Annotated in this window: 11 protein-coding genes; 7 read left to right on the top strand and 4 right to left on the bottom strand. The window is 71.6% G+C overall.

Going from position 1 to position 22,087, the window contains the following annotated elements; translation table 11 throughout:
* The first annotated feature begins 31 nt into the window (after positions 1 to 31).
* Positions 32 to 1,240, top strand: a complete 1,209-nt coding sequence (locus FA743_RS09255; RefSeq protein ID WP_136885895.1) for a glycosyltransferase — start codon at positions 32 to 34, stop codon at positions 1,238 to 1,240.
* Here the strand turns inward: FA743_RS09255 and FA743_RS09250 are convergent.
* Genes FA743_RS09250 through FA743_RS09235 form a run of 4 tightly spaced genes read right to left on the bottom strand, consistent with a single transcriptional unit; the run spans position 1,133 to position 13,806 of the window.
* Positions 1,133 to 1,834 (bottom strand): 4'-phosphopantetheinyl transferase, encoded by a 702-nt coding sequence (locus FA743_RS09250; RefSeq protein ID WP_136885826.1) that lies wholly within the window; start codon positions 1,832 to 1,834, stop codon positions 1,133 to 1,135. The two genes, FA743_RS09255 and FA743_RS09250, sit on opposite strands and share 108 nt — an antisense overlap.
* Positions 1,831 to 6,450 carry a MupA/Atu3671 family FMN-dependent luciferase-like monooxygenase gene (locus FA743_RS09245; protein WP_246054906.1) on the bottom strand — a complete coding sequence of 1,540 codons (4,620 nt, stop codon included), beginning with the start codon at positions 6,448 to 6,450 and terminating at the stop codon, positions 1,831 to 1,833. The genes FA743_RS09250 and FA743_RS09245 overlap by 4 nt, the downstream gene beginning before the upstream one ends.
* Positions 6,437 to 7,456 (bottom strand): glycosyltransferase family 2 protein, encoded by a 1,020-nt coding sequence (locus FA743_RS09240; RefSeq protein ID WP_246054905.1) that lies wholly within the window; start codon positions 7,454 to 7,456, stop codon positions 6,437 to 6,439. The genes FA743_RS09245 and FA743_RS09240 overlap by 14 nt, the downstream gene beginning before the upstream one ends.
* A complete protein-coding gene (locus FA743_RS09235) occupies positions 7,453 to 13,806 on the bottom strand; it encodes a type I polyketide synthase (RefSeq protein ID WP_246054904.1) in 6,354 nt (2,117 codons plus the stop codon). The genes FA743_RS09240 and FA743_RS09235 overlap by 4 nt, the downstream gene beginning before the upstream one ends.
* Before the next feature lie 191 nt (positions 13,807 to 13,997).
* Here FA743_RS09235 and FA743_RS09230 point away from each other — a divergent pair, with 191 nt between their 5' ends.
* The 6 genes from FA743_RS09230 to FA743_RS09205 are packed head-to-tail and all read left to right on the top strand — an operon-like array spanning position 13,998 to position 22,077.
* Positions 13,998 to 15,410, top strand: a complete 1,413-nt coding sequence (locus tag FA743_RS09230) for a hypothetical protein (protein ID WP_136885823.1) — start codon at positions 13,998 to 14,000, stop codon at positions 15,408 to 15,410.
* The gene (locus FA743_RS09225) at positions 15,407 to 17,377 is read left to right on the top strand and encodes an acyltransferase family protein (RefSeq protein ID WP_136885822.1); all 1,971 of its coding nucleotides are present in this window, start codon (positions 15,407 to 15,409) and stop codon (positions 17,375 to 17,377) included. Before FA743_RS09230 ends, FA743_RS09225 begins: the two co-directional genes overlap by 4 nt.
* On the top strand, positions 17,377 to 18,954 hold the full coding sequence (locus FA743_RS09220; RefSeq protein WP_136885821.1) for a GMC oxidoreductase: 1,578 nt from the start codon (positions 17,377 to 17,379) through the stop codon (positions 18,952 to 18,954). Before FA743_RS09225 ends, FA743_RS09220 begins: the two co-directional genes overlap by 1 nt.
* Positions 18,954 to 19,826: an SDR family NAD(P)-dependent oxidoreductase gene (locus FA743_RS09215; protein ID WP_136885820.1), complete on the top strand. Its 873-nt coding sequence runs from the start codon at positions 18,954 to 18,956 to the stop codon at positions 19,824 to 19,826. The genes FA743_RS09220 and FA743_RS09215 overlap by 1 nt, the downstream gene beginning before the upstream one ends.
* The gene (locus tag FA743_RS09210) at positions 19,823 to 20,746 is read left to right on the top strand and encodes a T9SS C-terminal target domain-containing protein (protein WP_136885819.1); all 924 of its coding nucleotides are present in this window, start codon (positions 19,823 to 19,825) and stop codon (positions 20,744 to 20,746) included. Before FA743_RS09215 ends, FA743_RS09210 begins: the two co-directional genes overlap by 4 nt.
* Positions 20,743 to 22,077, top strand: coding sequence for an oligosaccharide flippase family protein (locus FA743_RS09205; protein WP_246054903.1), 1,335 nt, complete (start codon positions 20,743 to 20,745; stop codon positions 22,075 to 22,077). The genes FA743_RS09210 and FA743_RS09205 overlap by 4 nt, the downstream gene beginning before the upstream one ends.
* Positions 22,078 to 22,087 lie beyond the last annotated feature (10 nt).

Below are 22,087 nucleotides of genomic sequence, written 5' to 3'. Positions count from 1 at the left end.
GACATTGCCCGACGCGCAGGCCGACAGGGCCCTGCGCGTCGGCTATGTCGTGAACACCTATCCCCGCCCCTCGCAGACCTTCATCCGGCGCGAGATCCTGGCGCTGGAGGCGCAGGGCATCCCCGTCGCGCGCTTCGCCATGCGCCGCGACGGCGATCCCGTCACCTCGGTCGAGGATCGCGCCGAACAGGACCAGACCCGCTATGTGCTGGACAGCGGCGCCGCGCGGCTGGCTTTGGCGCTGGCGGGCGCGGTGCTGCGCCACCCCTCGGCCCTGCGCGCCGCCTTGCGGGCGGGCAAGTGGGGCGGCCCGGGGCGCGGGCGGCTGCGGCAGCTGATCTATCTGGCCGAGGCCGCGATCCTGGCCCGCCAGTGCCGCGATGAACACCTGACCCATCTGCACGCGCATTTCGGCACGAACTCGACCGATGTGGTGCGCTATGTGCGCCTGCTGGACGGGCCCGGCTACAGCTTCACCACCCACGGCCCCGAGGAATTCGACGCGCCCCAGGCCCTGTCCCTGGGGGACAAGCTGCGCGAGGCGCGCTTTGCGGTGGCCGTCAGCGCCTTCGGGCGCAGCCAGCTGTCCCGGTGGGCGCCGTTCGACCGGTGGGACCGGCTGAAGGTCGTGCATTGCGGGATCGACCCCGCTGCCTTCCCGGACCCCCTGCCCCTGCCGCCCGGCCCCTCGCCGGACCATCCCCTGCGGCTGGTCTGCGTCGGTCGCTTTGCCGAGCAGAAGGGCCAGATGCTGCTGATCGAGGCGATGGCCCGCACCACCGCCCCCGTGCATCTGACGCTGGTGGGCGACGGCCCGCTGGCCCCGGCCCTGCGCGCGGCCATCGCGGATGCTGGCCTGACCGACCGCGTGGCCCTGCCCGGATGGGCGGACGAGGCCGGGGTGCGCGCCGCGCTGGCGCAGGCCCATGCGATGGTCCTGCCCAGCTTTGCCGAAGGCCTGCCCGTCGCACTGATGGAGGCGATGGCCGCCGCCCGTCCCGCCATCGCCACGATCATCGCGGGCATCCCCGAGCTGATGGTCGACGGCCAGACCGGCTGGCTGGTCCCGGCGGGCGATGCCGAGGCGCTGGCCCGCGCGCTGGATCGGGCGGCAACGACCGATCCCGAACAGCTACGCCAGATGGGCCTCGCCGCCCGCGCCCGCGCCCTGTCGCGCCATGACATCCATGCCGAGGCGGCCAAGCTGGCGGCCCTGTTCCGCGCCCACCAGCAGGACTGAGGCGAACATCGCGCCCGCCCGGGCCCACCGGCCCGACAGCGCGACCCCCCCGACCCGCAGGTGAAACCGCTCCGGCGTCAGCGTCAGGGGGACGTCGCGCGGCTCCAGCCACAGGCCCGTCAGCGGAAACTGCGCCTTGAACGCAGCCTCCTTGAGGCTGAAGACCAACGTGGCCGACAGGGCCGGGGGCAGCAGCCCGCCATCGTCATCGCCCGGCGCGCGGACCAGCGCGGCCATGTCCTCGGGCATCGGGGCGGCGATCTCCAGATCCAGCCCGATTCCGGTCCATGCATCGCGGCGCGCGGCCACCGCCGCCGCCCAGCCCCCCGCATGGCTGATCGACCCCACCGCACCCTCGGGCCAGAGCGGCGCACGATCGAGGCCGGTGGGCAGGCTGCAGGGCGCCAGCCCCGCCTGCTGCAGGGCGTCGCGGGCGGCGGCGCGCCCGGCGGCAAATTCCTGCAGCCTTGCGGGGATGGCGCGGGCCATCCCTTCGGCCTCGCCCGGCCAAAGCGGCGGGGCGGGGGCATCGATCCGGCGCAGCGCCGCGCCCACACTGTCAGGCAGCAGGGCGTGCAGCGCAGCGGGTATCACTGACCGGGGCCTTGCGGCCTCATCCGCGCCCGCAGCGCCCGCCGGGCCGCCATCAGGTCGGTCGCCGCCGCCGGGGCGGGCGCATCCGCCACTGCGGGGGTCGGGGTCGGCGCAGGCGCTGCGGCGGGCGCCGCCGCCTGCCGCGTGCCTGCCAGATGCGCGGCCAGATTGCCCATCACCGGAAAGCGGAAGATGTCGGTGATCGAGCTGCGCGCCACCCCCAGCTCGTCCCGGATCGCCCGGTGAAGCTGCACCGCCAGCAGCGAATGGCCGCCCAGATCAAAGAAATTGTCGCCGGGCTGCACGGCCGGCAGGCCCAGGATCCGCGCCATCAGCTGTCCGATCCGGTCCTGCAGATCCGCCGCATCGCCAGCAACCGCCGGGGCCGGGGCCACCGGGGCCGCCCCGTTCGGGCGCGGCGCCACGGGCGCAGGCGCCGGCGCCACCACGGTCGCGGGCACCGGGCGCGGCGCGGGCGGCGGAGCGGCACTGGCCAGCGCCTTGCGGTCGATCTTGGCATTGGGCGTCAGCGGCATGGCGGGCAGGACATGGATACGCAGCGGCACCATGAAATCGGGCAGATCGCGCGACAGCGCCCGGCGCAGATCGGCCGGGTCCAGATCCGCCGCCCCGGTGACGAAGCCGATCAGCTGGCGTTCGCCCGACCCCTGGGCCTGCGCCACCACCGCGACCTCGGCGATGCCGGGCAGGCGAGCCAGCCGCGCCTCGATCTCGCCCAGCTCGATCCGGTAGCCGCGCAGCTTGACCTGCTGGTCCACCCGGCCTAGGAACCGCAGCCGTCCCGCGCTGTCGCGCCGGCACAGATCGCCGGTGCGGTAGAGCCGCCCCTCGGGCGTCTCGGGGAAGGCCGCCGCCGTCTGCGCGTCGCGCTTCCAGTAGCCGCGCGTGACGCCCGCGCCGCCGATCCACAGCTCTCCGGCGACGCCGTCGCCCACCGGATCGCCCTGGGGATCGCGCAGGTGCAGGCTGGTGGCGGCGATGGGATCGCCCAGCCAGACCTGATCGCCCGCATGACCCAGATCGGCGGTGGCCGACCAGATTGTGGTTTCCGTGGGCCCGTACATGTTCATGATCCGCGCCGGGCTGGCGGCGCGCAAATCGGCCAGCAGGCCGGGGCTCAGCGCCTCGCCCCCCAGGCAGATCAGCTGCAGCTGCGACAGCGCCGCGCGCGAGGCCGGATCCTCCAGCAGCAGCCGCGCCATGGAGGGCGTGGCCTGCAGATGGGTGACCTTGTGGCGCGCGATCTGGGCCGCGATGCCGTAATCGCCCTCGGTCGCCGGGTTCACGCGGTCATGCAGGCGGGCCAGATAGTCCAGCCCCGTCAGCACCTGCGCGGGCGCGATGCCATAGTCGATCAGGCAGGCGATCTCGGTCACGCCGATGGCCTTCAGCTCGGCCACGCGCGCCGCCGCCTCGTCCACGGTGCCGAAGAGGCCGCTGTCGTTGAAATAGCGCTGGAAGGCGAAGTCGAGGATCCCCTCCATCTCGCCCTCGTCCAGCGTGGACAGGTCGATCGCCATGGGGTCGCTGACGCCCGCCGGGCGCTTGAAGGCCGGGAAGGCCCAGGCATATTGCTTGACCAGCGCGGCAGCGGCGCGAAGGTAGTCCTTCATCGGCTCGCGCGCGACCTCCATCGACTGTTCGCGCGTGTCGGCCAGATAGCTGTGCAGCATCAGGGTGACGGTGAAATCCGCCGGATCGTGCCCCGCCTCGCGCAGGGCCGCATGGTATTCGGGGATGCGCGCGGCGATATCCGCCACGCTCTGGCCCAGAAGATGGGTCAGCACGTTCGCGCCGATCCGCCCCGCCTCCTGCCAGGTCGCGGGATTGCCCGCCGTGGTGACCCAGATCGGCAGCTCCTTCGACACCGGGCGCGGCTGGCTGACCACCGCGAAGGGGGTGCCGTCGGCGCGGGGGAATTCCACCGCCTCGCCGCGCCACAGCCGGCGCAGCTGGTCGATCACGGTCAGCATCGCGGGCTTGTTGGCGGGGGGCGTGTTCTCGGGCCGCAGCACGAAATCGTCCGGCTGCCAGCCCGAGGCGATGGCCAGCCCCGCCCGCCCGTTGGTCAGGTTGTCGATCACCGCCCATTCCTCGGCGATGCGGGCGGGATGGTGCAGCGGCGCCACGCAGGAGCCCGCGCGCACGGCGATGTTCTTCGTCACCGCCGCGACTGCCGCCCCGGTGACCGCCGGGTTCGGATAGGGGCCGCCGAAGGCGTGGAAGTGGCGCTCGGGCGTCCAGACGGCTGCAAAGCCGTGGCGGTCGGCGAATTTCGCGCCCTCCAGCAGCAGCTCGTATTTGCGCGGGCCGGCGCCGTCATCGTTGCCCCAGTAGAAGAGCGACATCTGCATGCCGGCGCGCGGGCCCTCGCCCGCATCCCCGCCCAGCAGGTCGCCCGCGATGACGACCTTCCAGCCGCGCGTGAGGGTCCAGAAGATCTCCAGCACGGAAATGTCAAAGGACAGGCTGGTCACCGCCAGCCAAGTGCCGGGTTCGGGCGATTGCAGCGCGGTGTCCATGCCGGCGAAGAAGTTGATCGCGTTGCGCTGTTCGACCATCACCCCCTTGGGCGTGCCGGTCGAGCCCGAGGTATAGATCAGATAGGCCAGATCGGCACCACCCGAGGGCGTCGGATCGGTGCCCGCGCCGGTCGCGTCCAGCGTCAGCACGCGCGCCTTGTGCGGCGGCAGGCTGTCGGCGATGCGCGGATCGGCCAGCACCACCTGCGCGCCGCTGTCGGCGATGTAATGTTCCAGCCGCTCGGCGGGATAATCCGGGTCCAGGGGCACATAGGCGCCCCCGGCCTTGAGGATCGCCAGCGCGCCGGTGACCAGCCCCAGCCCGCGCGGGGCGTAAAGCCCCACCGGCTGGTCGGGACCGACGCCCATCGCCGCCAGCTGCCGGGCCAGCGCGGTCGCGCGGCGGTCCAGCTCGGCATAGCTCAGCGTCTCGCCGCGAAAGACCAGCGCGGGGGCGTCGGGGGTGGCCGCGACCTGGGCTGCGAAGGCTGCCGCGATGGTGGCGGGCGCGTCGCCCGCGGTCGCGTCATTGGTGGCCACGGTCGCCGCACGGCCGTCGCGCAGGGTCGGCGCCTTGGCCAGCGGCAGGGCCGGATCGGCGGCGGCCAGCGTCTCGGTCAGGTCCGAGATGGCCTGCCATGCAGCTTGCGGCAGACGGGCGCGGTCCCACCAGACGCGGATCTCGGCCTGCGCGCTGTCGGGCAAATCGAGGCAGATCGCCGCGCCTTCGGGCGCATCGGCAGGGTCGCGGGCCACGACCAGTCCCGGCGTGCCGGGACGGCCCAATTCCGGCGCCCGGGCGATCAGGTCGGCCAGGATCGGGCCGCGCGCGGACAGGGCCGCCAGATCGCGGGACAGCGTTTCGGCCAGCGCCGCCAAGGTCTGGTCGTCGGCATCGACGGCCAGCGGGCGGAAGCCGTGCATGTGATCGCGCACCCCCTCCGGCAGGGACGGCGACAACCCGATGTCGAAGGCGGTCGAGCCGGTCATCCGCACCAGCGCGCCGACGAGGGCGGCCAGCACCCGGCCCGCCTCCTGCGCCTGCGGCAGGACCAGGCGCGCCGCCTGCCAGTCGGGGGCGGCATCCGAGGCGGTCAGTTCGGGCAGGACCAAGGGCGCCAGCCGGGCCATGCGCGCGCGCCAGAAGGGTTCGTCACGGGCGGCGCGGCGGATGGCGGCGTCCAGATCGGGCGCGGCAGCGCTCACCGGCAGGCGGTCGCCCTGCGACAGCCCATGCGGGCGGGGCTGGCCGTCCATTCCGGTCAGGCCGGACAGGGCGATGGTCCGCCCGTCGCCGCAGGCCACCAGCAGCTCGTCGGCGCCGGCGCGCAGGACAGTGCCGGGCGCGGCGGGGGCATCGGGGCGCGGCGCGGGATCGGCCTGACCCACCAGCAGCAGCCCCTGGGGCAGCGCCACGCGCGGGCGCAGCATCGGGTTCCAGTAGGGGCCATGGTCCAGGGCCCGGACCAGCTGCGCGATCGCGTCCGCCCCTTGCGCGAAATCCAGCATCGCCGCGCCCGATGGCCGGTCGATGCGCATGTGGCGGCGGTCGGGCGCATGGGGCTGGGGCGTGCCCGCATCCTCGCCGCGCTCCAGCATCGCCGCCAGATCGGGCAGGCTGCGCAGGGCGGCCTCCCAGCAGCGGGCGTTCAGGGTCAGCGCGGTCTCGCCCGGGGCGATCTCGACGGGCACGCGCAGCAGCACCGGCCCCTCGTCCACGCCGCCGCCGATGCGGTGCCAGGTGATGGCATGGGCGGACGCGCCCTCGAGCAGCGCCCAGATCGGCGCGTTCAGCCCGGCGCGCTCGGGCAGCGGCCCGTCATGAAAGTTCACCGCGCCGCGCCGGGCCAGCGCCAGCACCTCGGGCGGGATCACCGTCAGATGCGCCACCGACAGCAGATAGTCGCAGGGCGCCACCGGCCCCACGGGCAGATCCTGCGCCCGCGCGGCCTCGGCCAGCGCCGGGTCCTCGACGGTGAAAGACACCACGCGGTGGCCGCGCGCGGTCAGAAGGCGGGCCGCCTCGAGCGTCAGCGAGGCATTGCCGATCAGCGCGATATCAAGCTGGGTCAAGGTCATTCTCCGGTCGGAAGATCTGTCTGGGCCGCGAGGGGGCCAGCGCGTGGCGGATCAGCGCACGGCCCTGGCCATGCGGAAAATTGGGATCGGGGCGGCCCATGAGGCCGCGCAGGCGGCGGATGGCAAGCCCCGTCAGATGCGCCGCCAATGTCAGGACGGCATAGGCCCGCCCGTGGTTCTGGCGGTAATACTGCTCACGCGAGGCGAACCAGTAGTCGGGCGGCAGGGTCCAGCCGCGCATCCCCGTGCTGACCGAGCCGATATGGACGACATGGACATCGGGCAGGTAATGCGTGGGCCAGCCCGCCCGCGCCGCGCGCAGGCAGAGGTCGGTTTCCTCGTAATAGAGGAAGAACGCCTCGTCGAAGCCGCCGACCTCGGCCAGCACCTCGGCGCGGATCATCAGCGCGGCGCCCGCCACCCAATCGACCGGCCCGGCCTGCTGCGGCATGGGCAGGGTCACGACCGCGCCGCGCAGCAGCTTGGACAGCGGGCCGGTGCGGGCACTGTCCTCCAGCTCGCCGGCGGCGGTGGGGAAGCGGAAATGGGTGGTGTGGTGGTTGCCATGCTCGCCCACCACGCGGCAGCCCAGCAGACCCACGCGCGGATGGGCCTGCAGGTAATCGCGCATCGCCCCGATCGTGTCGGGGGCGAGGAAGGCGTCGGAATTCACCACCAGCACGAAATCGGCGGGATGGTGCGGGGGCACCCGCAGCGCCGCGTTGTTGCCCGCGCCGAAACCGCCGTTCCGGCCCGATTGCAGCACCCGCAGGCGGTCGCCCTCGGTCCAGCCCTGCGCCTGCGCGTGATCCGTCATCGCCTCAAAGCTGCCATCGCCGGAATCGTTGTCGACCAGCGTGATTGTGCCGGGGATGCCCTCCATCGCCGTCACCGCCGCCTCGGCGGCGCGCAGCGTCATGGGCGCGCTGCGCCAGTTGAGGATGACCACATGGACCGACCCGCCGTTCCGGATCACATCGTTCACGTCCACGTCGCTCACTCCGCAGCCCTCTGCATCAGCGCGGGCAGAGCGGCGCGGTCGGCCGCGGCCAGCTCGTCGCGCATCCGGGCGGACAGGACCCGCACGCAGGGCTCCAGCACCATGCTGTCGTGATCGCCGGGCACCTCGGTCACCGTCAGGTCGGGCATCCAGGGGGACCACAGGTTGTCCTCGAACACGTATTCCCGCGCGGCGCTGACATGCATCCCGTTCGAGACCTTGAAGCGCCGGTCCAGCCGGGGCCGGTACAGCGTCACCGGGCCGTGCCAGGGCTCCATCCGGAACCGCGGCAAGGCCGACAGGAAGGCCGCATGGATGGCGGCGTTGTGAAAGCCCGTGGCCTCGGCGTCGCCCGAGGGGCGGCGCTGCGCGCGGCGATGGGCCAGCTTGTCGCGCAGCCAGCGGGCGGCAAAGCCCGCGCCCTCCTCGCGGATTTCGGCGGCGCGGATCATCAGTCGGTCGCGGCGCGACAGGGTGGGACGCATCGGCACCGGCGTGTCCAGAAGGATCAGCCGCGCCGTCGCCTCGCCCGCCTCGGCGGCCTGGCGCGCGATCTCCAGCGCGGTCAGCCCGCCGCCCGAGAAGCCCGCGATCAGATAGGGGCCCTCGGGCTGGATCTGGCGGATCTCGGCCAGGCAGCTGGTAGCGGCCTCGGCCAGGGTGCCATGGGGGGCTGCATCGCCGAACAGCCCCTGCGCCTGCAGGCCCCAGACCGGGCGGTCGGGCGACAGGCGCTGCGCCAGGGATCGCAGGTTCAGCACGTTGCCGAACATGCCCGCGACGATGAACAGGGGCCGTCCGCCGCCGGCGGCGCCCTGGCTCATCGAGATGAGATGCGTGAAGCCCTGCGCCGCCGGGGCGGTCGTGGCCACGGCACCCGCCGGGGCGTCGGGACGCACCCCGATGCGGCCCTCGATCAGCGTGGCCAGCGCGGCCACGTTCGGCGCCTCGAAAAGCGTGGCCAGCGGCAGGTCCAGACCGTAGGCCTTGCGGATCATCGAGAACAGCCGCACCGCGATCAGCGAATGCCCCCCCAGATCGAAGAAGCCGTCCTCGACCCCCACCTGCTGCACGCCCAGCAGCTCGCGGAAGAACCCGGCCAGGCTGCGCTCCAGATCGCTGCGCGGCTCGACATAATCGTGGTCCATCTCGGGACGTTCGAAGGCGGTGGCGGCCCCGGTCTCGCGGGCGCGGCTGGCGCGCGTTTCCTGCGCGATCAGCTGCGGCAGGTCCATGCTGGAGATGGCGACCTGCCCCAGCCCCGACCGCAGCGCGCGATCCAGCAGCAGCGGCCCCTGACCCGGCGGAATGCCCTGCGAGACCATGCGCGCCAGCCGGTCCTGCCCCGGCATGTGGCCGGGATGGGACACGGGGCGCGACCCGGCCTGCTGCACGGTCAGCAGCATAGCGGGCGCGCCTTCCAGGCGGCGCAGGGTCAGCCCCTCGATCCGGACCCGCACATTGCCCTGCGGATCGGCCAGCGTCACGTCGAAGCTGGCATAGCCGTCCGAGGCATGGCTGAGCCGCACATGGCTGAGGATCTCGGCGGGCAGCGGCGCATGGACCGCCAGCGCGCGATAGGACAGCGGCACCCACAGCTGGGCGCGGTCATAGCCCTCGATCAGCGACATGGCCCATCCGGTGGCGATGTCCATCAGCGCCGGATGCAGGATATAGCCCTGGTCCAGATCGGCCTGCCCGTCGCGCGACAGGCGCAGCTCGGCCAGCCCCTCGGAGGTCGCGGGCGACAGCCAGGTGGCGCGCAGCACCCGCCAGCGGGGACCGAAGGCCAGCTGGCCCTCCTGCGCCGATTCCAGCGCATGCCCGGTGGGGGCCTGATCGACGGTCATCGCGGCGCGCAGCGCGTCGGCATCCAGCGCCGGGCCGGGCCGGTCGGCGGCATCGATCCGCGCCTCGGCCACGGGAACCGGGCCTGCGCCGAAATCGGCTTCCAGCAGGAAGGCGGTGCTGCCCTCGTCGGGGGTCAGCGTCACGGTGATGTCGCGCGTCTCGCCCGGACCCACGATCAGCGGGTGCAGGAAGGTCAGGTCGTTCAGCGCCCATGCGCCCCCCGCCCGTCCGGTGGCCTGCAGGGCCTGGGCGGCCAGTTCGATCATGCCGGTGCCGGGCAACAGCGCCACGCCGTCGCGGGTGCGGTGTTCGGCGATGATCCAGTCATCCGAGGACAGCCGGCCGGTCAGACGCTCGACCCCGCCCTGCTCGGTGCGGGCCGACAGCAGGGGCTGGGACACCGGCACCGGCGCCGCGACATCGCGGCGCCCCGTCAGCGCCTCGGCAGCCATGCCGACATCCGCCCAGATCCCCCAGTTCACGGCGGTGACCTGCCCGAAGGCGGGGGGCTGCATTGCGGCCACCGCGTTCAGGTATTCGTTGGCGGCCACGTAATCGACCTGCCCGGTCGCCGCGATCTCGGTCGAGGTCGACGCGAACAGCACGGTCCGGCGCGGCGGCGCCTTGGCAAAGACCAGCGCCAGATTGCGGGTGCCATGGACCTTGGGGGCCAGCACGTCCTCGATCTCGGCGCTGGACTTGACCTGCATGGGGGCGTCGGCCACCAGCCCCGCCGCATGGATCAGGTCGGTGATCGGACCCAGCTGCTCGCGCAGGCGGGCCACGGCCTGCGTCAGGGCAGATGCATCGGTCACGTCGGCGGCGTCCAGCGCCAGCCGCGCGCCCGAGGCGCGGAGCGCGCGCAGGGCGGTCATCTGCTGGGCCAGCCGGTGGTCGGGATCGGCGGCGATGCGCGCGTCCCATTCGGCCTCGGGCGGCAGGGGGCGGCGCGACAGCAGCGCCACGGCGGCGCCCTGAGCGGCCACATGCCGGGCCAGCGTCAGGGCGATGCCGCCCAGGCCCCCGGTGATCAGCACCACGTCGCCCGGCCCGAAGGCGGGCACGTCCCCCTCGGGCAGGGGGGCGGGCACCAGATGGCGCGCCAGCCGGCGCCCGTCGCGCCAGGCGGTGCGGGCGGGCGGCGCGGGATCCATCAGGTCCTCGACCAGGCGCGGCGCCAGCGCCGCCATGTCGGATTGCGCGGCCAGATCGATGCTGCGCGCCGACAGCCAAGGAAATTCGCGCATCCCCACGGCCAGAGGGCCCAACACCATCGCCTTTTCAGGATTGCGCACGGATTCGGTGCCGGTGCGCTGCGCATCGGCGGTGATGGCGACCAGATCGACCGGCTGCCCTGCCCCTTCGCCCGCCAGCGCGCGGATCAGGTGCAGCATCGTGTTGAAGCCCTGCTCCAGATGCCGGTGGAAGGGGCTGAAGCCCGCCCGCGCGCCCGCCCGGCTGGCATCGGGCACCAGCCAGAAGCTGACGATGCGCTGCGGCAGCCGGTTCTGCGCCACCAGCGCGGCGATCAGCAACTCGAAATCCGAGGCGCCGTTCTCGGGCGCCAGGATGAAGTCGTCCGCGCCGGGCTGCGCGAAGCAGTCGCCGGGGCGCAGGGTGACGACCTCGTGCCCGGCGCGGCGCAGTTGCGCGATGACCGCATCGGCCAGCCCGCTGTCATCGGCCAGCACCAGCCAGCGCGCGGTGTCGCCCTGCGGCGCGCCCTTGGCGTCCAGCTCCACATCGGGGGCCGACAGGCGCCAGGCGGGGCGCCAGGCCCAGCCCTCGGTCTCGGGCAGGCGCAGCGGCGCGGTGTCGTTCGCGGCGCTCGAGGCCTCGGCGGTGGCGGGTTCGATGAAATAGCGCCGGCTCTGGAAGGCATAGCCGGGCAGCGGCACGCGCTGCCGCCCCTCGCCCCAGATCGGCGACCAGTCCAGAGGCAGCCCCACGGCCCAGAGCCGCGCGAAGCCCATCAGGAAGAAGGCGTCGTCGTCGATCTTCTGCTCGGGATGGCGCAGGCTGCTGATGACGCGGTCGGGGGCGGCGCCATTGGCCTGGGCCAGCGCCGACATGGCGCGGCCCGGCCCGACCTCCAGGAAGACCCGGTCGGGATCGGCGCGCAGCGTGGTCAGGCAGCCGCGGAAATCGACCGAATGGCGCAGGTGCTCCACCCAATAGCGCGGATCGGTCGCCTGCGCGTCGGTCATCCAGTCGCCGGTACGGTTGGACAGCAGCGGGATTTGCGGCGCCGACAGGGTGATGGAGCGCAGGAACGCCTCGAATTCCGGCAGGATCGGGTCCAGCATCCGCGAATGGGCGGCGATGTCGATGGCGATGCGCGCGCAGTCGATGCCGCGCGCCTCCAGCCGCGCCTGCAACGCCGCGATGCGGTCCTGCGGGCCCGAGACGACCGACAGGCCCGGCGCGTTGTCGGCGGCCAGATCCAGCCCCTCGCCCGCCTCGGCCAGCAGCTCCTCGACCGGCAGCGGCACGCTCAGCATGCCGCCCGGCGCCACCGTGTCGAACAGGCGCCCGCGCAGTTCGACCAGCGCGATGCAATCCTCGAAGCCGATGACCCCGGCCAGGCAGGCGGCGGTGTTCTCGCCCATGGAATGACCGGCCAGCGCCTTGGGGGCGGCGCCCCAGCTGATCCACAGCTGCGCCAGCGCATATTCCACGATCATGATCAGCGGCAGCTGGACCGAGGGGCGGTTCAGCGCCTGCGCGGCCTCGGCCTCGGCGCCCGGTTCGGGCAGCCACAGGGGGCGCGGATCGCGGCCCGTCAGGCGCTCCAGCACCGCAAGGCCCCGGTCCATCCAGTCGCGGAAGACGGGCTCGGTCTCATAGAGGCCGCGCGCCATGTGCACCGATTGTGCGCCGCCGCCGGGGAAGAGGAAGGCGAGCTTGGGCGTGCCCGCCGGGCGGTCATGGGTGAAGACGCGGCGCGGGTCGCCGCGCTCCAGCAGGTCTGCGGCCTCGGTCGCATCCGCCGCCACAAGCACGCGGCGCTTGTCGAAGGTCTTGCGGCCCTGCTGCAGGGTGAAGGCCACGTCGGCCAGATCGGTATCGGGATTGGCGCGCAGCCAGGCGGCGAGCGCCGCGGCATTGGCATCCAGCGCCGCCCGGCTGCGGCCCGAGACGACCAGCGGCTGCACCGGCCAGTCGGACTCTTCGGATGCGGCGCGTTCGGGCGCGGCCTCGAGCACGACATGCGCATTGGTGCCGCCCACGCCGAGCGAGTTCACCGCCGCCCGCGCCGGACGGCCCGGCGTCTCGGGCCAGGGCATCCGGTCGGCCACGACATGGAAGGGCGTGCCCTCGAAGTCGATGACCGGGTTCGGCGCCTCGAAGTTCAGGCTGGGGGGGATCTCGCGGTGATAGAGCGACAGGGCGACCTTGATCAGCCCCGCCGTGCCCGCCGCCGTGTCCAGATGCCCGATATTGGTCTTGACCGAGCCGAGGCCGGTGCGCCCGCCGCCCTGTCCCATGGAAAAGGCCTCCGTCAGCGCCGCGACCTCGATCGGGTCGCCAAGCCGGGTGCCGGTGCCGTGGCATTCGACATAGTCGATGGTCGCGGCATCGACGCCCGACAGCAGATGCGCCTCGGCGATGGCCGCCGCCTGCCCCTCGACCGAGGGCGCCAGATAGCCCGCCTTGGCCGAGCCGTCATTGTTGATCGCGCTGCCCTTGATGACCGCCCAGATGTGGTCGCCGTCGGCCAGCGCGTCCGACAGGCGCCGCAGCAGCACGACGGCGGCGCCGCTGCCGAAGACCGTGCCCTCGCTGCGATGGTCGAAGGCGCGGCAATGGCCGTCGGGCGACAGGATCTCGTTGGGCTTGTACAGATAGCCGCGCCCCTGCGGCAGCTCGATGGTCACGCCGCCCGCCAGCGCCGCGTCGCAATCGCCCGCGTTCAGCGCCTGGCAGGCCGCATGGACTGCCACCAGCGAGGTCGAGCAGGCGGTCTGCACCGACACGCTCGGGCCGCGCAGATCGAAGGTATAGCTGACGCGGGTGGACAGGAAATCCTTGTCGTTGCCGGTATGGCGCAGAAGGAACAGCCCGGTCTCCTCGACCAGATCGCGGTTCGAGCAGATGTTGACCGAGAAATAGCTGCCCATGCCGCAGCCGGCCCAGACCCCGACCGCGCCCAGATCGTCGGGCCGGTGGCCCGCATGTTCCAGCGCATGCCAGCAGGTTTCCAGGAACTTGCGGTGCTGGGGGTCCATCACCGCCGCGTCCTTGGGGCTGAAGCCGAAGAATTCGGCATCGAACTGATCGAACCCGTCCAGAAGCGAGGCGCGGGCGACATAATCGGGATGGCCGATTCGCGCCGGTGATTCGCCGGCGTCGCGCAGGTCGTCCGGGGTCAGGTCGCGGATCGATTCCACGCCCTCCCGCAGGTTGAGCCAATAGCGGTCGGGATCGCCCGCGCCGGGCAAATCAAGGCCGAAACCGACGATGGCGATATCTTGCGTGTTGGCTGGGATCCTGGACAAGATCGCCTCCCCTGACTGACAACTCATTATCCCCGGTACCGAGAGGCATCGGCAGACCAGGACATACCATGTGAACCTGCGACCAAAGCTTTACCAAACCCGCCAGTCCAATGCATGTTAATTTAAACGAAAGTGTATGGAAATAGGGTGCCTTTTCGCATAGGCGATGGCCCAGTGTGTGGGGGGTGGTCTTGGGTAATCCGTTGGCGCTGATGATGCTGGCTGCCTGGCCGGTCGTGGCAGCTGTCCTGTTCTCGCGGCTGGACCAGACGCGGGCCGTGATCTGGACCATGCTGGCAGGCTATCTGCTGCTGCCGCCGGCGGTGGTGGCGCTGAACGTGCCGCTGCTGCCGCAGATGAACAAATACGCGATCACCGGGCTGGCGGCGACCGTCGGCGTGCTGATGATGCGCCAGCAGTCGCCCCTGCCCTGGCAGCGCCCCGAGAGATGGGTCATCTTCCTGGTCGGCCTGACGCTGCTGACGCCGATGTTCACCATCATCACCAATCCCGAGCCGCTGATCGAGGGCGTGTCCTATCGCCCCGGCCTGACCGTCTTCGACTTCATCAACGGCACGCTGGCCGCCATGCTGGACCTGCTGCCCTTCCTTCTGGGCTACATGATCCTGTCATCGATCGCGGGCATCCGGGCCTGGATGACCGCGCTGACCCTGGCCGTGCTGGTTTATTCGCTGCCGATGCTGCTGGAGATCCGCCTCAGCCCGCAGCTGAACGTGTGGATCTATGGCTTCTTCGCCCATGATTTCAGCCAGTCGATCCGCTATGGCGGCTATCGCCCGATGGTGTTTCTGGAACACGGGTTGTGGGTGGCGCTGTTCGCCGTGATGGGCGTGCTGGCGACGACGGTCGCGCTGCGCGACGCGGAGGGCACCGCGCGGACGCGGCACTGGGCCGCGCTGATCTATCTGCTGGGGGTGCTGTTCCTGTGCAAGAGCGTCGCCTCGATGCTCTATGCGCTGACGATGGTGCCCTTGCTGCTGTTCATGCCGCCCATGTGGCATGTGCGGGTGGCGGCGGCGCTGGCGCTGGCGGCGCTGATGTATCCGCTGCTGCTGTGGCTGGGGCTGTTCCCGGTCACCTTCTTCGGCGAGACCGCGCTGGCGCTGGACGCCGAACGCGGCCGCTCGCTGATTTTCCGCTTCAACAACGAGCAGGTGCTGCTGGACCGCGCCAGCCTCAAGCCGCTGGCAGGCTGGGGCGGATGGGGCCGCAACCTGGAGGTGGACCCCAACTCGGGCGAATTCACCAGCGTCAGCGACGGGTACTGGATCGTCGTGATGACGATGAGCGGCGTGATGGGCTATGTGGGGATCTTCGGGCTCCTGTGCGGATCGGTGATCCGGATCTGGATGGCGGCGCGGCAGGGCGGGATCGACCGCTGGACGGCGGGGCTGGCGCTGATCATGGCGGCCAATCTGGTCGACCTGATCCCCAACGCCACCGTGACGCCGCTCAGCTGGCTCAGCGCCGGCGCGCTGGCCGGGCTGGCCGCCCGCGGCGCGACCGCGCCCGCGGCCTCGAAGGACACGCGGCTGATGCCCGCCGCGACGGGGCAGGCGCCCCTGCGGACCATCCTGCGATGAGTGCGCCGCTGGTCGACCGCGATTCGGGCTATCGCCCCGAGATCGACGGGCTGCGCGCCGTCGCGGTGGGCGGCGTGGTGCTGTATCACTTCGACCTGCCCGGGCTGACCGGCGGGTTCACCGGCGTCGACGTGTTCTTCGTGCTGTCGGGCTATCTGATCGGCGCGATCCTGTGGCGGGAATACACGGCCACCGGGCGGATCGACCCGGTCCGTTTCTTCCTGCGCCGCTTCCGCAGGCTGGCCCCCGCCTGGACGGTGGTGGCGCTGGCCGTGTTCGCCGCCGGCTATGCGATCCTGTTGCCCCATGACCTGCGCGAGCTGGGCAAGTCGCTGATCGCGGCCTCGCTGTTCATCGCCAATATCCAGTTCTGGCGGCAGGCGGGCTATTTCGACAGCAGCTCGGTCGAGAAGCCCCTGCTGCACATGTGGTCGCTGTCGCTGGAGGAGCAGTTCTACATCGTCCTGCCGCTGGTCCTGCTGATCTGCGCGCGCCGGCCCTGGCTGGCGGTGGTGATGCTGGGCGGCGGGGCGGCGCTGTCGCTGGCCCTGTCGATCGGGATGACCGCGCGCGATCAGGCGGCGGCCTTCTTCCTGTTCCCCTTCCGCGCATGGGAGCTGCTGTCCGGCGTCCTGCTGGCGATCTGGGCCCAGGCCCATCCGGGGCCGCGCCGGGGCTGGGTCGGATCGGCGGCCGGGCTGGCGCTGGTCGTGGGGGGCATGATCGTGATCCGGCCCGGCGCGGGCTTTCCCGGGGCCTGGGCGCTGATCCCGGTCCTGGGCACGCTGCTGCTGATCCGCCACGGGCAGGCCGCGAACCCGGTCAATCGGCTCTTGTCCTGGGGGCCGATGCGGGGGCTGGGGCTGATCTCGTATTCGCTGTACCTGTGGCACTGGCCGATCCGCAGCCTGTCGGATTTCGCGCTTGGCCCCGGGCGGGGGCTGGCGGGAAACATCATGCTGATCGCCCTGTCGGTCGGTCTGGCCTATGCCACCTGGCGGTGGGTCGAGCGGCCCACCCGCAACGCCGCCCGCCTGCCCGCCGGGCCGCTGCTGGCGGGGGTGGCGCTGTCCTCGGCCCTGTTGCTGGCCTTGGGCGCCTGGCCCTATTTGCGCGACGGCCTGCCCGGGCGCTGGCCCCCGGCGGTGCTGACCCATGCCCATGCGTCGCAAGATTTCCTCCAGGACTGGTCGCGCTGCCACACGCCCGATGCGGGCCCCTTCGCGGGCATCCAGATCTGCCCGATCGGCCCCGAGGGCCCGCCGCAGATGCTGGCCTGGGGCGACAGCCACCTGCGCGCGGTCAAGGAGGGTCTGGACCGCGCCGCCCGCGAGGCCGGCACGCCCGGCCTGCTGATCTGGCGCGCGGGCTGCCCGCCGATGTTCGGCATCGACAAGCGCGAGCTGGCCGCGACCCGCGTGCAGGATATCGCCTGCGGCCGCGCCAATGCCCGGATCGAGGCCGCCCTGCGCGCGCAACCCTTCCCCGATGTCCTGCTGGTCGGGCGCTGGAGCTATTACGCGACCGGCATGGGCATCGGCGCGGATGCCCATAACCGGATCGAGGTCAGCCCCGACTGGCCCACCGCCGTCGCGGGCACGCTGGACGCTCTGACCGCCATGGGCAGCCGCGTCCATGTGCTGCGCCAGGTTCCCGTGATCCCGGATTACGGCTCCCTTCCCGTCGCCCGCGCCCTGGCCCGCAAGGAGCCCGTCCCGCAGGACCGGATGCAGGTCCCGCTGGACCGTGCTCTGGCCCGCGAGGCCGCCGGGCTTGCGCCATTTGTCGCAGGGGGTTCACAGATCAACCTGATCGACCCCTGGCCCTTGCACTGCGATGCGAACGCCTGCAGCGTTCTTCGGAACGGTCGGACGGTCTATTTCGACAACAACCATGTTACCAACCAGGGGGCCTTGCAGATGCGGCATCTCTTCGACCCGATGCTGTCTCGGCGGGATTCCCTGTGATGACGGATGTGACGGATAAAATCTGGGATGTGATCATCGTCGGCGCGGGCCTTGGGGGGGGCCTCTGCGGGCGTGCCCTGGCCGAGGCCGGGCTGTCGGTCCTGTTCGTCGAGCAGGGCCCCGCCACGCCCCGGCAGGCCGAGAACGGCCAAGAGAGCGAGCACGAGGACCCCTTCGCCCGGCTGATGTACGGCACTTGGCCGCTGCCCGTCGAATCGACGGTGAACGGCAAGACGACGACCGAATACGGCTCGCAGGGGGCGGGCATGGGCGGCACCTCGGTCTTCTATGCGGCGGCGCTGGAACAGCCCGAGCGGCATGATTTCGAGACGACGCCCGAGATGCCCCATCCGACCGGCGGCTGGCCGGTGGGCCATGACGAATTCCAGCCCTGGTACGACCGCGCGCGGCAGCTGATGTGCGTGAATGGCGGGCAGGACCCCCTGGGCGATCCGGTGACCGGGCTGGCCGAACCCCGCCCGCTGTCGCCGCGCGACGCGGCCCTGGGTCAGGCGCTGGAACGCGTCGGGCTGCACCCCTATCGCGCGCAGCTGGGCATCCGGCAGCTGGAGGGCTGCATGGAATGCATCGGGCGCAAATGCCCGCGCGACTGCAAGATGGACGGCCGCTCGGCGGGGGTGCTGCCCGCGCTGGCCACGGGCCGGGCCGAGGTGCTGCACGGCGCCCGCGCGCTGGTCCTGACCGGGCAGGACCGCGCCGTCTCGGGCCTGCGCGTCCAGCGCGACGGCGCGGAACTGGACCTGCGGGGCCGGGCGGTGGTGCTGGCGGCGGGCGCGCTGGCCTCGCCGCGCCTGCTGATGGCCTCGGCCACCCCCGCCTGGCCGCAGGGCGGCGCGGATTCCAGCGGGCTGGTGGGCCGGGGGCTGATGTTCCACATCAACGAACGCATCGCCATCTGGCCGCCGCGCGACGCCCCGCCCCCCTCGCCGGGGCCCCTCAAGACCTTCTCGCTGCGCGACGTCTATGCCCACAAGGGCGACCGGATGGGGCTGTTCCAGTCGCTCGGCCTGCCGGCGGATTACGGCAACATCCTGCATGTGCTGCACGAGCGCTATGATGCCTCGCCCCTGCGCAGGCTGGGGATGGGGCGCGAGTTCATGCGCATCCCCGCCCTGATCGCCGCGCGGATGCTGGGCGAGGCGCGGGTCTTTGCCGGCATCCTCGAGGATCTGGCCGACGACGCCAACCGCGTCCGCTTCGACCCGGACCGGCCCGAGATGATGATCTATGACTACACGATGTCCGACGAGTTGCTGGCCCGGCGCAAGCGGTTCCGGCGGTTGCTCAAGACCCGGCTGAAAGGAGTGCGGTCCATGTGGCTGAACCATGTGCCCGAACTCAACATCGCCCATCCCTGCGGCACGCTGCGCTTTTCCGACGACCCCAAGCGGGGCGTGCTGGACCGCGACTGCCGGGCGCATGATCTGGACAATCTCTATGTGGTGGATGGCAGCTTCATGCCCAGCTCCACCGGGGTCAATCCGGGGCTGACCATCGTGGCCAATGCCCTGCGCGTGGCCGAGGCGATGACCCGCCGCCTGAAGGCGCAGACGTGATGCGCGGGGATCTGACCGCCAGTCCCGTGCTGCGGCACCGCCCGCCCGGCGCCTGCGCCCTGGCCGCCGCCGGGCGCGCGGTCGCCGTGGTGACCGGCGCCGGGCTGGGCCTGGGCCGGGCCCTGTCGGTCGAACTGGCACGCCGGGGCCTGCATGTCGCGGGGATCGGGCGCGACGCGGCCCATCTGGCCGAGACGGGCGCGCTCTGCGTCCCGGGCCGGTTCACGGCGCTGCGCGGCGATGTCAGCCAGCCCGCCCCGATGCGCGACCTGGCCGCCCGGATCGAGGCCGAGGTCGGCCCGGTCGCGATCGTGATCAACAACGCCGCCATCTATCGCCGCCAGGATTTCCTGGGCGCACCGGCCGAGGATGTCGTCGATCACGTCATGGTCAACACCTGCGGCCCGATCAACGTGACGGCGGCCTTCCTGCCCTGCCTGCTGGAGCGCGGGCGGGGTCGGATCATCAACGTCTCCAGCTTCGCGGGCGGCGATCCCCTGCCCGGCAGCCTGGGCTATACCGTGTCCAAGGCCGGGGCGCGGGTCTTTTCCCGGGCGCTGGCGGTCGAGCTGGCCCGGCGCATGCCCCATATCACCGTCACCGAATGGGTGCCCGGCATCATGGCCACCCGCACGGGCCGCCCCTCGGGCATCCCGCCCGAGACGGTGGCCGCATGGGGCGCGACCCTGGCGCTGGACAACGATCCCGGCTTGCACGGCGCCACCTTCCTGTGCGACGCCGAGGTGCTGGCCCCGCGCACGCTGCGCCGGCGGATCAAGGACGCGCTGCTCTTGAAGCCCAAGCCCCGCCCGCGCGTGCTGGCCCCCGCGCCCGCCGCCATCCCCGATCCCGGAACCGGAGACCCCGAATGACCTGCCCGCCTGCCCGCCTCGTTGCCGCCGCCGCCCTGTGGGTCGCCTTGGGCGCCGCCCCGGTCTGGGCCCAGATCCCTGACGCCCCGCGCGACGAGGCGCGGATCTTCTTCTTCGGCAACAGTCTGGTCCATCACCTGACCGACAGCGACGAGACGACCGTGCCGCATTGGATGGCGCTGATGGCCCGGCAGGACGGGCGGACCTTCGGCGCCGATGGGCGATGGGGCTTTCCGCGCAACTTCGCCGAAGAGCTGCCTCCGCAGGTGAACTGGCAGTTCGCCGAGGTCGAGACGGTCTGGAATCCCTATCGCCAGCCCTTCGGCGCGGCGGGCTTCGACACGATCATCTTCAACCCCGAGAACTACATCCAGTACGACCGGGCCGATCAGCCCTATAACGGCGACAATCCCGACCGGGCCACGCCGCTTGGCGCCACCATGGAGGTGGTGGACTGGGTGATGGAGAATGCCGAGGCGCCGCAATTCCTGATCTACGAGGGCTGGGCCGACCTGCATCCCTTCGCCCGGGAATTCCCGCCCACCGACCGCGAGATGACGCAGTATTACACCCACGCGCAGGGCACCTATGCCCGCTGGTACGACGATTACGTCGCGCGCCTGGCCGCGCTGCGCCCCGAGGCGGGGGTGCGCATGATCCCCGTGGGCCGCGTCATGGCCGAGGTCCTGACCGAGGACCCGCTGTCGCAGATCCCGGCCGAGGTGCTCTATTCCGACCTGTCGCCGCATGGGACCGAGACGGTCTATCTGCTGGCCGCGATGATCACCTATGCCGAGATCTACGGCGCCCCGCCCCCTTCGGGGATGGACCTGCCCGACACGATCGATGCGACCTTTGCCGCAGCCTATGACCAGACCGCCGCACGCGTCTGGCAGATCCTGCAGGACGGCGCGCGGTGAACCTGCGCCGGGCCCGGATCGGGCTGCTCTTCAGCGGGGAAAGCCTGGTGCAGCGCGCGGTGCGCGGCTCGGCCCTGACGATCCTGGGCTTCGGGGGGATGCAGGCCATCCGGCTGGTGTCCAACCTGATCCTGACGCGCCTGTTGTTCCCCGAGACCTTCGGCCTGATGACGCTGATCATGGTGATCATCCAGGGCCTGAACAACTTCTCGGACGTGGGCATCACCCCCGCCATCCTGCAGAGCAAGCGCGGCGACGATCCGACCTTCCTCAACACCGCCTATACGATGCAGGCCATCCGGGGCGTGATCCTGTGGCTGGGCTGCTGCCTTCTGGCAGTGCCCGCCGCGCGCTTCTACGACGTGCCGGAACTGGCCTGGTTCCTGCCGGTCGCGGCCACCACGACCATCATCTTCGGCCTTCTGCCCACCAAGGAGGAGACCGCGAACCGCCACCTGCGCATGGGCCGCCTGACCATGGTCGAGCTGGCCTCCTCGGCGGTGACCACGATCACCACCATCATCCTGGCGGCGATCCTGGGCTCGGCCTGGGCGCTGGTCATCGGCCTGGTCCTGGGCGCGCTGATCAAGGTCGCCATGGTGCAATGGCTGATGCCGGGGCCCAGCAACCGCTTCCAGTGGGACCGCGACTGCGCGGCCGAGCTGATCCGCTTCGGCAAGTGGATCCTGCCCGCGACGGTGGTGGGCTTCGTCATCTCGCAGGGCGACAAGGCGGTGCTGGCGCGGCTTCTGAGCCTGACCGACCTGGGCATCTACAACATCGCCTTCTTCCTCGCCAGCTTTCCGATGATGCTGGGGATCGCGCTGATCTCGCGCGTGATGATCCCCATCTATCGCGCGACTGCCGAGGACCCGACGCCCCATCACCTGCGCCGCGTGCGGCTAATGCGGATCGGCATGACCGGCAGCTTCATGCTGCTGCTGGCGGTGCTGGCGACCTTCGGGCAGGCGCTGGTCGGGCTGATGTATGACGACCGCTATACGGCGGCGGGGGAACTGGTCACGCTGATCGCGCTGGCGGGCATCCCGGCGCTGATCGGGCTCAGCTACGATCAGGCGGCGCTGGCCGCCGGGGATTCGCGCAGCTTCTTCTGGGTGACGCTGGTGCGGGCGACGCTGTTCCTGTCGCTGTTCACGCTTGGCGCCTGGCAGGCGGGCATCCCGGGGGCGTTGGCCGGACAGGCGATGGCCGCGACGCTGGCCTATCCGATGCTGGTCCGGCTGGCGCGGCGTCACAATGTCTGGGACCCCTGGCACGATCTTGGGTTTGCCGTGCTGGGCCTGATCCTGGCCACCGCGCTTCTGGTCTGAGCGGCGAGGG

This window comes from Paracoccus gahaiensis (assembly GCF_005048225.1).
Lineage (GTDB): Bacteria > Pseudomonadota > Alphaproteobacteria > Rhodobacterales > Rhodobacteraceae > Paracoccus > Paracoccus gahaiensis.
Note: the sequence above shows the minus strand (reverse complement) of the source record. Positions and strands in the feature narration are given on the sequence as shown.